Source organism: Echinicola rosea, from assembly GCF_005281475.1.
GTDB lineage: Bacteria > Bacteroidota > Bacteroidia > Cytophagales > Cyclobacteriaceae > Echinicola > Echinicola rosea.
The window spans coordinates 50,719-62,500 of the sequence record NZ_CP040106.1 but is presented as its reverse complement, the minus strand read 5'-3'; the positions used below and the strand labels follow the sequence as shown (position 1 = coordinate 62,500).

Genomic DNA, 11,782 nt, shown 5'->3' with positions numbered 1-11,782 from the left:
ACTTCGGGAGAAGGGGCGCCTACTCGCAGAAATGAGAGAGGCCGCAGTGAAAAGGCCCAGGCGACTGTTTATCAAAAACACATGGCTTTGCGAAGTGGAGACACAAAGTATAAGGCCTGACACCTGCCCGGTGCCGGAAGGTTAAGGGGGGGCGTTACCGTAAGGGAAGCGCTGAACTGAAGCCCCGGTAAACGGCGGCCGTAACTATAACGGTCCTAAGGTAGCGAAATTCCTTGTCGGGTAAGTTCCGACCTGCACGAATGGTGTAACGATCTGGGCACTGTCTCGGCCATGAGCTCGGTGAAATTGTAGTCGCGGTGAAGATGCCGCGTACCCGCAACGGGACGGAAAGACCCCATGAACCTTTACTGCAGCTTAGCATTGGCATTGGGCAAACAATGTGTAGGATAGGCCGGAGGCAGTGAAGCGGCGTCGCCAGGCGTTGTGGAGCCACTGTTGAAATACGGCCCTTTGTTTGTCGGGTGTCTAACCCGCGAATGTCGGGGACATTGCTTGGTGGGTAGTTTGACTGGGGTGGTCGCCTCCAAAAGGATAACGGAGGCTTCCAAAGGTTCCCTCAGCACGCTTGGTAACCGTGCGCGGAGTGCAATAGCATAAGGGAGCTTGACTGCGAGGCCGACAAGCCGAGCAGGGTGGAAACACGGGTATAGTGATCCGGCGGTACCGAATGGAAGGGCCGTCGCTCAAAGGATAAAAGGTACTCTGGGGATAACAGGCTGATCTCCCCCAAGAGCTCATATCGACGGGGAGGTTTGGCACCTCGATGTCGGCTCGTCACATCCTGGGGCTGGAGAAGGTCCCAAGGGTTGGGCTGTTCGCCCATTAAAGTGGCACGCGAGCTGGGTTCAGAACGTCGTGAGACAGTTCGGTCCCTATCTGTTGCGGGCGTGGGAAACTTGAGAGGATCTGACCTTAGTACGAGAGGACCGGGTTGGACGGACCGCTGGTGTACCGGTTGTGGTGCCAACTGCACTGCCGGGTAGCTACGTCCGGAAGGGATAAGCGCTGAAAGCATCTAAGTGCGAAACCCACCTCGAGATGAGGTTTCCGTACAGGGTTGTCATAGACGATGACGTTGATAGGCTGCAGGTGTAAAGCCGGAGACGGCATAGCCGAGCAGTACTAATAGCCCGAAAGCTTGCCTGTTCGGAGTTGTATTATCTTTGGTAATGTCGAAAGGCCAAAAAGGAAATAAAGATATTGTTCCGTCGCCTGAGAAATGTCGATGGGACGAAGAGCTTAGGGTGGTATGGCACGGGGGATCCACCTCTTCCCATCCCGAACAGAGAAGTTAAGCCCTGTCGCGCCGATGGTACTGGGGTTACACCCGGGAGAGTAGGTCGCCGCCCGCTTTTATACAGGCCCACCGCACAAGCGGTGGGCCTTTTCATTTTTATATGCCCCTGTAGGACCGGGGGATCCGGCATGGGGGATTTTGATCAAGCGGAAAAGTTGGGGGCTGCCGGTTTTCTTACCGGAAAAACCACCGTTAAAGAAATGCCACAAAGGTATTGTGTTTGAAAAGTGCTTGCTGGACCTGCGGTGAAAAGAATTTATAACTGCTTTGTGTTTTAGTGTCTTAGTGGCCTATCAATAACATTACCCTATTAACAAATTATTATTCCCAGAATAGCTGTGCAATTGTACAGCTGTGTTCATCCTTATTACTTCTCTAGTTCTGCATTTATAATGTGATCTGCTAAGAAAGCCATTTGTTATTCCCTCCTTTCAATGAATTCCCGCAGAACTACGGCTCTATCCCTGAAAAGGGGCCAAGCCATATTTTTGGAGGGATGAAGTTTGGCTTGTTATTGGGGAGGATATATCGTGCATTAAAATGTGGAAAATCCTCCTTTAGCACTGATTCGTTTGGAGGGGATTTTTGTGGTATAGGAATTCAAATAGCGTTCGGATCGCTTACCTTAAATCTGCAAGTGAAAAATTCCAATGCTTTTAAGTTATTACGGTTTATTTATATAGTAAACAGCTATCCATCAATAATATTACCATATTAACGAATTGTTATTCCCGTGTTTTTTGATAAAAAATTAGTATATTTGAAAAATAGAAATAGAATCTTAAAGTTCTTTATGGTTTATTAAGGATTTATGAACAGTAAAGAATTACCAATGCCAAGTTTTGCACATTTAATTACCTTTAACACTTTTCTATGCTATTAGTATTGTTTTCTGTACTGACTGCTTTTTTTATAGGGATAATATTAACACCCTTGCTAATATTTCTCATTAAGAAAGGAAATTTATTGGATAAACCTGGAGGGAGAAAGATCCATAAATATTCTGTGCCTTCCATGGGAGGAATTGCTATATTTATCGGCCTTTTAGGAGGGATTCTTATATGGTTGAATTACCAACAGCTAGTGGAAATCAGGTTTTTTATGCTGGGTTTGTCCATCATGTTTATTCTTGGACTGAGGGACGATTTGGTGGAATTGACAGCCTACCAAAAATTAATTGGGCAGCTGATAGCCGTGATCACAGTGGTGGTTTTGGGTGATGTGAGGATTACTGATTTTTACGGATTACTTGGTGTTTACGAGCTTCCACTTTGGTTCAGTTATTCCCTGACAATATTTGCCATTATTGGCTTGACGAATGCTTTTAATCTTATCGATGGACTGGATGGTCTGGCGGGGACATTAAGTATTATTACCTTTTTAGGGCTAGGTGGATGGTTCCTTTATTCTGGGCATACTACCTATGGATTCATTGCCTTTACATTTGTGGGTGCAGTTTTATCCTTTCTGGTTTATAATTGGCATCCTGCAAAAATTTTCATGGGTGATACAGGTTCCTTGACCTTGGGGTTTGCGTTGTCTGTTTTATGCATAAAGTTCATTGAAAGTAACGTAGTCATACCAATCGATGACTTTAAATTCCATGCGCCTTTGGCTACAGCCGCAGCTTTATTGATTGTGCCGTTTTATGATACGATACGTGTGTTTGTAAAGAGGGCAAGAAAAGGGATATCACCAATGACAGCTGATAAGAGTCATGTACACCATTTTTTAATGCGAATGGGTTTTAGACATGATCAAGTAGCGTTAATTTTAGGAGGGGTGAAGATTGGATTTATCTTACTGATGATTGCTTTTAATGAACTTCCTGATATTGTGATGTTGCCGGTCTTAGTGGTGTTGGTTGTTGGAGGGGGAGTAGTGTTGGATAGACTAACGCTTCGTAGAGTAAAACAAATAGTACGTTGTTCACCTCGTGTGCTATCACAGCGTTCTTATCATGGTATGCGGGCAAAGATAAAGATAGATCAAGAAGTTCTCAGGCAAGAGGATGTCAATTTAAATTGATTTTTTGATGTAAGGGGTGTATGCAAATGGCTTGGATTCCTTTTAATTTTTGATTACCCTATTGTTGTGTATGACTGGGTGTAATGCCATTATAAAATTCCCCTTTTGTGTGATTTGTGTTGAAATTTTTCATTAATTAGAGGTCTGCTTTAATTTGAGAATGTAGGATATGCCAAGAATCAAACTTTCTGAACCAATATTTAATGAAGATATTACCGGTCAAGTGCGTGATGCGCTGGCATGTAAGGAGGTTGGATACCAAGGGGCTTATATAGAATCTTTTAGGAGAGAACTTCAAGAATATTTGAGCTTTTCTAATGTGGGGCTTTATTCGTCTGGGACAGCTTCTATTCATCTCGCTTTAAAGCTTGCCGACGTACAGACTGGCGATGAAGTGTTGTGCCAATCGTTGACCTTTTCGGCTTCAGCCAACCCGATCAAATACCTCAATGCCAATCCTGTTTTTATAGGTAGTGAAAAGGAGACTTGGAATATGTGTCCAAAATTTCTCGAGGAGGCATTGGAGGATAGAAAGAAAAAAGGTAAGCGGGTTAAGGCGATCATTCCAGTGCATGTATTTGGAATGCCAGCCAACATGAATGATCTGATCCCTATTGCCCAACACTATGGGGTGCCCATTATAGAAGATGCTGCAGAAGCATTGGGGGCATCAGTGGGTGGTCAATATTGTGGTACAATTGGTGAATATGGGATTTTTTCATTTAATGCCAATAAGATCATTACCGCTGGAGGAGGTGGGGCATTATTGGCCAAGGACAATGAGAAGATCAAAGAAGCTAACTTTTTTGCCTTGCAGGCTAAAGACTCGGCGCCTCACTATGAGCACAGTCAATTGGGGTATAATTATGCCTTTAGTAATCTTAATGCAATTTTGGGCTGTAGCCAAATGGAGCAGCTCGAAGGAAAAATCAATAAAAGAAGGGCCATTTTTGATTGGTATTATTCTTTTTTGTCAGATCATGAAATTGGATTTCAGATGGGAACTGGAAACATGCGCAGTAGCAGGTGGTTGACTGCGGTTATGCTGCCGCACGAAGAGCAAGCTGTAGGACTCAGGCATTTTCTGGAAGAACGAAATATAGAATCCAGGCCTGTTTGGAAGCCAATGCACTTACAGCCTTTTTACAGTTCCTATCCCTATTTTGGAGATAGAACAGAGGAAGGTTTTTTTAAAAGAGGCTTGTGTTTGCCTTCAGGAAATGGCTTGACTCTTGAAGATGTCTCATTAGTTTCTTCTTATATATTAGAGTTTCAGCAAAGGACATATAATGTATCGACATCTATTTAAACCTATTATTGACTATCTTATAGGGTGGATTGGAGTGTTGCTATGCCTTCCGCTAGTTGGGGTAATAGCCATTGCTTTGGCTTTTGACTTCCGAGGGAATCCCTTTTTTGTCCAAGATAGAGTGGGTAAGGATGGTAAGATCTTTAAGATATTTAAACTTAGGACCATGAAAAGTGATGTAAATCAATATGGAGTTCTGCTTCCTGATCATGTGCGATTGACGTTTTTGGGTAGGTGGCTGAGGAAAACTTCATTGGATGAACTTCCGCAGTTTTTGAATGTTGCTTTAGGTCATATGAGTTTAATAGGCCCCCGTCCCTTATTGGTAGAATACTTACCCTTATATACTAAAAAAGAAGCCAGGAGACATGCTGTCAAGCCAGGGATTACCGGGCTTGCCCAAGTCAGCGGCAGAAATGCAATTAGTTGGAGAGAAAAGTTTGCGTATGACATAGAGTATGTTAGCAAGGTGACATTTAAACAAGATTTAAACATTTTTATTCAGTCGTTATCAAAACCATTTGATGAAAGTGGTATCTATAATGATGAAGAACATGTGTCTCCATTCCGAGGTCACCACTAGAAATAAGTGTACTTTAGTAGAATGATTATTTTTGGATAAAGCTGGAAGTTCAATAATCGCCTATTTCTGGTTATCAATACCGAAAAGTGTTTTTCAAAATATTTTTTATGTGTTTTATTTATTTTACATTGTACTAAAGAGTTTGTTTGATCTTATAATAGGATCTTTTTTATTGTTGGATTGTTGATTTTCACCAATAATTGTAACATTTTTAAGCAAACATAGTAATAATGATAAAGTGGATCACACGTTCAATTGATTCGGTGATTCTATTTCATTCCATCATCCTAGCGTATTTTTTAAGGTTTAATTTTGAGTGGGAGGTTATACATCGTTATCCTGTTATGGATAGTGCGTTGCTTTTCACACTTTTGGGAACAGGAGTAATGCTTTACTTGGAAAAGGTGAGGTGGTTTGGAGGTAGATCGCGGATAAGTAACATTTCTATCGTGGCGTATATTGTCATGACATCAATGATGCTGATGGCCTTGGTTTGTCTTGCATTGGAAAAATTGGTGTTGCATGCTGCGTATATACCCATTTCCGTACTTATTATGGCCACACTGTTGGCATTTTTTAGCATGACGCTTTATAGGCTGTTCATAAAGGAGTTTTATGGCATGTATCTAAAGAAAAAGCAGCCAACAAAGCATATCGTTATATTTGGTGCAGGCGAGGCTGGTAGGTTATCCAAAACTGTTTTGAGGAGTCAAGCCGGATCCAATCAGAAAATTCATGCATTTTTGGATGATGATGTTCAAAAAGAGGGTGATAATATTGGGGGGATTCCTGTTTATTGGGGACTAGACCACCTGATGTCTCTTCAGCAGGAACATGGGATCACGGACTTATTGATTTCGATAATGTGCATTTCTCCCAAAAGGAAAAAGGACATTATCGAAGAATGTTTACGGCTAGGGATCAAGGTAAGTGTGGTACCATCGATTGATGAATGGGTGAAGGGGGGATTTAGTGTTGGTAAAATTCGACAAATTAGGATTGAAGACCTATTGTCCCGTCCAGAGATATCGCTTGATAATCCAGCGGTATTCAGTCAAATTTCCGATAGGGTGATCATGGTGACTGGGGCGGCAGGTTCTATCGGTAGCGAATTGTGCCGCAAGATCATTTCCCATAAGCCATCGTTGTTGATTATGGTTGATAAGGCTGAGTCAGCCCTTTATGATGTCGAACAGGAGTTTAAAGGAGGGCATTGGAAAAGTCCGATCAAACCCGTATTGGCGGATATTCGAGATACAAGAAAAATGGATCGGATATTCCATGAACACAAGCCGGATATGGTTTATCACGCAGCCGCCTACAAGCACGTTCCTATGATGGAGAATTATCCGGAGGAGGCCGTAACCAGTAATGTTTTGGCTACTAAAAACCTAGCAGATCTTTCCGTTTTACATAATGTGAAACAGTTTGTTTTTGTCAGCACGGACAAGGCGGTAAACCCTTCCAATGTAATGGGAGCGTCAAAGCGTATCGCAGAAATCTATATCCAGGCATTGAGCGGATACCTGGACGTAGAAAAAGGCCAAGTTACCAAGTTTGCCATTACAAGGTTTGGAAATGTGTTGGGCTCAAATGGTTCGGTTATACCTTTGTTTAAGAAGCAGATCGAACAGGGCGGTCCCGTAATGGTGACAGATCCCGATATATCCAGGTATTTTATGACGATCAGTGAGGCGTGTCAGCTCATACTAGAAGCTGGTGCAATGTCAAAAGGTAGCGAGATTTTTATTTTTGATATGGGAGAGCCCGTAAAGATCCTTGATCTAGCCAAGAAAATGATTCAGTTAAGCGACAAAAAGGTTGGGAAAGATATCAATATTGTCTTTACAGGTCTTCGGGAAGGTGAAAAACTACATGAAGAGCTGATATGCCATTCAGAAAAGCTACTGATCACTCATCATCCTAAAATTAGGTTGGTAAAAATGAGCAATATCCCATTTAATAGGGTCAACTATCAGATTGAATTTTTCGAGCGTTTGCTGATATTGAATTCCAGTACAGACATCGTCAGGCACATCAAGCAGATAGTGCCAGAATATGTCAGCAACACCTCTCGGTACAATGTATTGGATCGGTTGAATTGATGGTGTTGTTTTTCAGGAAGTTGGTTTGTTTTGGTGTGGATTTTGGGATTTTAGCCCTTCTAAATTCTAGGAATTTTATATCTTGCGGTGATGGAAAACTTTGTAGTCTCAGCAAGAAAATATAGACCTTCCAATTTCAAAAGTGTGGTCGGACAACAACATATAACCACTACACTAAAGAATGCCATTAAAAACAACCATTTGGCACAAGCCTTCCTGTTTTGTGGGCCGCGTGGGGTAGGGAAGACCACCTGTGCGAGAATTCTTGCAAAAACCATCAACTGCGAAAACCTATCCGGGGACTTCGAAGCGTGTAATGAATGTGAGTCTTGTAAAGCATTTAATACCAATAGTTCCTTTAATGTCCATGAACTGGATGCCGCCTCCAATAACTCGGTGGACGATATCAGGAATTTGGTGGATCAAGTGAGGTATGCGCCTCAAAAGGGAAGTTATAAAATCTATATCATTGATGAGGTGCACATGCTCTCTACACAGGCTTTCAATGCTTTTTTGAAAACCTTGGAGGAGCCACCCAAGTACGCCATTTTTATCCTGGCCACTACCGAAAAGCATAAAATCATTCCGACAATCCTTTCCCGTTGTCAGATATTTGATTTTAACCGAATACAGATCAAGGACATTGCCGAACATCTGAAATATATAGCCTCCGAAGAAAACATCTCTTATGAAGATGAGGCTTTGCGGTTGATTGCTGCGAAAGCGGACGGAGCATTAAGGGATGCACTTTCCATATTTGACCTTATCGTTACCTACTCGGCAGGTAATATGTTGACGTATTCGGAGACCATTAATAATCTCCATATACTCGATTATGATTATTATTTTAAGGTTACGGATGCACTGTTGGCAGAAAGTGTTTCCAATGTATTGTTGATTTTTGATGAAATCCTTAAAAAGGGATTTGATGGCCATAATTTTATCGTTGGCTTGAGTGAGCACTTTAGGAATTTAATGGTTTGTAAAGATGCGGCTACCGTCGAACTCCTGCAAGTCTCTGAAAGTGCCCAAGAGCGCTATATTGAGCAGTCAGCCAGTTCCAATCTATCGTTTTTACTTTCGGCCTTGAATATTTGCAACCAATGCGATATCCACTATAAAGGAAGTAAAAATCAGCGGCTCCATGTGGAGCTGGCTTTGATGAAACTCGCAAAACTCCCACAAGCCATATCGCTGGCAGCTGTGGCGAGGGAGGAGGCAAAAAAAAAAGACTAGCTAAGCAGAAGTCTTCATCCGTTAAACAGCAAGATAAACCCTCTGCGACAGCCTCTGCTCCAAAAGCAGAAGTAAAGAAGACGATGACAATTCCTGCCAGTCTTTCTGAAGTGAAAAGTCAGGTGAAGAACGAAGCGGAAGAAAGCAGGCAAGCGCCCAAAAAGGAAGAACAGAAACACCCTATCGATCAAAGTGAAGTCCAAAGAACGCCTTTCGATAAAGGAAAGCTTGGGGCTGTCTTGGAGGATGTTATTGCTGGCTACAAGCAACAGAAGAGGCTTATCGAGAGCACCTTGCTTAAGCAGCCGTTTGAGGTAAATGAAAATTCCGTGAAGTTTTTCTTGAATGGAGAGCTACAGGAACATCGTTTTTCGCAGTTGCGACCAGAATTGATCGGTATTTTTAGGAAGAAATTGGAAAATGACTTTGTGGAAATCAATTTCGAAATCAAAGAGGATGCAGTCAGTGAGGAGTCCAAGCTCTATACGTCCACGGATAAATTGGCCTATCTGACCAAAAAGTCACCAGCACTTAAAGAGCTGCAAAAGCGGTTTGGGCTAGAGACTGATTTCTAAAAGTCAATTCCGAGACCAAAGTTGATGAGGTTTTGGAGCTGTATGGCTTGGGCTTTACTTCCATCATCCATTTCTATAAAGACATTTTCATCGTAGATCAGAATGGTTTCAACCCTTGTGCTGATGTACTTGTTGACTTTCATGCTGATGGTTGAGTTGAAGTTGACCACCATATTACCGAATTTCCCGTAGTTGGAGAAAAGATTGAGGTCAGCTTTCCAGTTGATGTTCTCCATTACTTTCATGTCGATGGAAGTACCCAGCGAGGCTCCCGCTTCCGGTTTGACCTTGTCACCTGGAATGATGCCAAAGGCACCGGCTTGGCTTAATGAGTCGTTTAGGACAATCGTAAAACGGCCCGTAAATGGGGAAAGAATGGAAGAAAACTTAAAGCCATCTTTTTCTTTTTGGTAGTTCAAACCGGTAGAGGACTGAACATAGCCGGGGCTGAGGAAATCGGAAATTAAATTTCTGGATTCTATTTCTGATCCACTTTCTTTGAAATACTTATATCCTTCCAGTAGTTGGGTCCTGGCCTCCAACTGGGTGGACAAGTAAAATCCTTTGGCTAATTCACGTCCATATTTACTGACAAACTTAAAGTTATCATTGGTTTTTCGGGTTTTGTAAGATCGATCAGATTGTCGGTTAAAACCAAAATTGACCGACAAGGAAGTCTCCCATATTTTGTTGTTTTTCTTATAGTTGGCAAATAGGTTTACCCCTGTGTTTAGTGCAAAGGAACTGGCGCCACCGGCAGCCCAGTTTGATAGACTTACCTGTTGTACACTAAGGTTATAATTGCCTCCCGTTTTCCAGAAAGTAGGCCTGACTTCTTCTTTTATGATCAGACTGTCTCCTAGCATGACCAAGGTGTCGCCGTTGATTAGGACGGTATCCGGGACAATGTCTGTTATTTTGTCCTGAGCGGAAGCCCATCGTATGCTTACCAACAGTAAAAAAAGAAAGCAGGAGAGGTACCGGATCATTCTTTGGTTTTTATTGTATAGACTACAAATATAATTTTCTTTCTCGATATGCCTCAATCACGGCGAATGATTAGTTCCTGGTCCACATGGATCACTGATTGGTTGGTGATGTTATTCCACTGTTGGATTTGCGAAACCGTGACGCCATATTTTCTTGCAATCGCATAAAGCGTCTCCCCTTTTACGACTTTGTGTGTAAGTGTTTTTTGGGGAGTTTGTTCCATGGGCGCTTTTTCAACCGTTTCTGTGGGTGTAGGTGAGGGGATTGGTTTGTCGGCAGACTTTTTAGTAAAAGAAGGTTTTACTTGTTGGTATTCAAAGGGCTCATTTCTTCTCCGGTATTTTTGCAATTTTAACACCATTCCTTCCCTAAGGTCTTCGTCTTTGTACAGCCTGTTTTTTGCCTTTAGTGAGTGTAGCCGGATTCCATAGGCTTGGGAGATTTTCCATAGTGTTTCTCCTTTTCGGACTACATGATACGGCGTTTTGGCTTTCCCCTTTTTTCTTTTCGTGTAATAATATTGACCTTTTACGACGGGGTCTGATTTGGACAAGTCATTTACCCTTCTGAATTTACCGTCGCGTATGCCGATACGTTCTGCAAAATCTTCAGAAGTGGTGTTGACAGCAGCAATGATCCCCTTTATGCCATTGATTTTGATCTGGTTTTTTTCGAAAGGTAGTGACTGTTTCCCCGTGATTTTGGGATAGCCGGCACGATTGGTTCCGGCGACATTGGGGATACTGGTGGTTGTCGTTGGGTCACCAGATGATGTGAGCACTGGCTTATAGGAAGGTGCGCCTGTTGGCAGATAAGTAAGGCTATAGGTTTTGCCGCCTGGGATTTTTTTTCTACTGACCCATTTATTATAGGCTTCTAGATGGGATGTGCTTACATTAAGGTTTTTTGCGAGCTGTGGGAGCGAGACAGGTCCCTGTACCTCGACCACTTCTAAGTGCTGATTGCTGACAAACTTTCCCAATTGGCTTTCAAATGCAATTTTATGGGCGAGATATTTTTTGAAGTACCAATGGGTGTTACGGGTGATCTTCATGGTCTTTTGGCCATTATATTGGCTGCCAAAGTAATTTTGGGCACCTCCAAGGCCCATTTGATAAGCTACCATTGCACAAACCCAATTGTCAAACCGACTGTTGTTCTTTTTTAGATATATGGCAGCTCCTTTTGTTGATGCGACAATGTTTTTTCGTTCATCGATTTGATTGTCCACTTGTAAAAATACTTCGTGGGCAGTCCCTTTTTTAAACTGCCAAAAGCCTACTGCATTTGAGGAAGATACTGCATCTGCAATCAGGCCGCTTTCCTGAATGACCAGGTATTTCAGGTCGTCAGGTACACCTTGCTCTCGTAAGACCCGTTCGATTATGGGCATATAGAGATCGACCCTTTCCATTTTAGTTTTAAAGTAGGAGGGGTTACGGTGAAGGGCATCCACATCCAGCTGAATGTCCCGTTGGGCCTGATTGTTGAGCTGGAGGGTCATGTCGGCAAAACGGATAGTTTGAGGTACCCGAGGTGCCTGTGCATAGGCAAGGTTTAGAGCAGCAAAAATGAAAAAGATCAGTCCACTGTAAATAGTCTTGGTTGGTCTATGAAACATGCCAATAGTTTGCGTAG

General features: G+C 42.6%; 8 protein-coding genes and 2 rRNA genes (1 of these 10 cut by a window edge). 8 read left to right on the top strand and 2 right to left on the bottom strand.

Going from position 1 to position 11,782, the window contains the following annotated elements; genetic code table 11:
* The 8 genes from FDP09_RS00300 to FDP09_RS00265 form a co-directional block, all read left to right on the top strand.
* Nucleotides 1–1,167, top strand: a 23S ribosomal RNA gene (locus tag FDP09_RS00300); it begins 1,716 nt to the left of the window's first position.
* Between the two features lie 94 nt (nucleotides 1,168–1,261).
* Nucleotides 1,262–1,373, top strand: a 5S ribosomal RNA gene (gene rrf, locus FDP09_RS00295).
* Nucleotides 1,374–2,191: 818 nt separating this feature from the next.
* Entirely contained in the window at nucleotides 2,192–3,346 is a 1,155-nt protein-coding gene (locus FDP09_RS00290; protein ID WP_137400763.1) for a glycosyltransferase family 4 protein, read from the top strand.
* Between the two features lie 169 nt (nucleotides 3,347–3,515).
* The gene (locus FDP09_RS00285) at nucleotides 3,516–4,655 is read left to right on the top strand and encodes a DegT/DnrJ/EryC1/StrS family aminotransferase (RefSeq protein ID WP_137400762.1); all 1,140 of its coding nucleotides are present in this window, start codon (nucleotides 3,516–3,518) and stop codon (nucleotides 4,653–4,655) included.
* Nucleotides 4,636–5,238, top strand: a complete 603-nt coding sequence (locus tag FDP09_RS00280) for a sugar transferase (protein ID WP_137400761.1) — start codon at nucleotides 4,636–4,638, stop codon at nucleotides 5,236–5,238. The genes FDP09_RS00285 and FDP09_RS00280 overlap by 20 nt, the downstream gene beginning before the upstream one ends.
* Before the next feature lie 344 nt (nucleotides 5,239–5,582).
* A complete protein-coding gene (locus tag FDP09_RS00275; protein ID WP_229683469.1) occupies nucleotides 5,583–7,343 on the top strand; it encodes a polysaccharide biosynthesis protein in 1,761 nt (586 codons plus the stop codon).
* 90 nt (nucleotides 7,344–7,433) lie between these two features.
* On the top strand, nucleotides 7,434–8,579 hold the full coding sequence (locus tag FDP09_RS00270; protein WP_137400759.1) for a DNA polymerase III subunit gamma/tau: 1,146 nt from the start codon (nucleotides 7,434–7,436) through the stop codon (nucleotides 8,577–8,579).
* Between the two features lie 83 nt (nucleotides 8,580–8,662).
* Nucleotides 8,663–9,154: a DNA polymerase III subunit gamma/tau gene (locus FDP09_RS00265; protein ID WP_137400758.1), complete on the top strand. Its 492-nt coding sequence runs from the start codon at nucleotides 8,663–8,665 to the stop codon at nucleotides 9,152–9,154.
* Here FDP09_RS00265 and FDP09_RS00260 read toward each other — a convergent pair.
* Nucleotides 9,151–10,143, bottom strand: coding sequence for a DUF3078 domain-containing protein (locus tag FDP09_RS00260; protein ID WP_137400757.1), 993 nt, complete (start codon nucleotides 10,141–10,143; stop codon nucleotides 9,151–9,153). The genes FDP09_RS00265 and FDP09_RS00260 overlap by 4 nt on opposite strands.
* A 53-nt stretch (nucleotides 10,144–10,196) precedes the next feature.
* The gene (locus FDP09_RS00255) at nucleotides 10,197–11,765 is read right to left on the bottom strand and encodes a lytic transglycosylase domain-containing protein (RefSeq protein WP_137400756.1); all 1,569 of its coding nucleotides are present in this window, start codon (nucleotides 11,763–11,765) and stop codon (nucleotides 10,197–10,199) included.
* Between the last annotated feature and the right edge of the window lie 17 nt (nucleotides 11,766–11,782).

Bases quoted from the DNA above. Each gene is read 5' to 3' on its own strand.
- FDP09_RS00290 (WP_137400763.1), top strand. From the start codon at position 2,192: ATGCTATTAGTATTGTTTTCTGTACTGACTGCTTTTTTTATAGGGATA.
- FDP09_RS00285 (WP_137400762.1), top strand. From the start codon at position 3,516: ATGCCAAGAATCAAACTTTCTGAACCAATATTTAATGAAGATATTACC.
- FDP09_RS00280 (WP_137400761.1), top strand. From the start codon at position 4,636: ATGTATCGACATCTATTTAAACCTATTATTGACTATCTTATAGGGTGG.
- FDP09_RS00275 (WP_229683469.1), top strand. From the start codon at position 5,583: ATGGATAGTGCGTTGCTTTTCACACTTTTGGGAACAGGAGTAATGCTT.
- FDP09_RS00270 (WP_137400759.1), top strand. From the start codon at position 7,434: ATGGAAAACTTTGTAGTCTCAGCAAGAAAATATAGACCTTCCAATTTC.
- FDP09_RS00265 (WP_137400758.1), top strand. From the start codon at position 8,663: ATGACAATTCCTGCCAGTCTTTCTGAAGTGAAAAGTCAGGTGAAGAAC.
- FDP09_RS00260 (WP_137400757.1), bottom strand. From the start codon at position 10,143: ATGATCCGGTACCTCTCCTGCTTTCTTTTTTTACTGTTGGTAAGCATA.
- FDP09_RS00255 (WP_137400756.1), bottom strand. From the start codon at position 11,765: ATGTTTCATAGACCAACCAAGACTATTTACAGTGGACTGATCTTTTTC.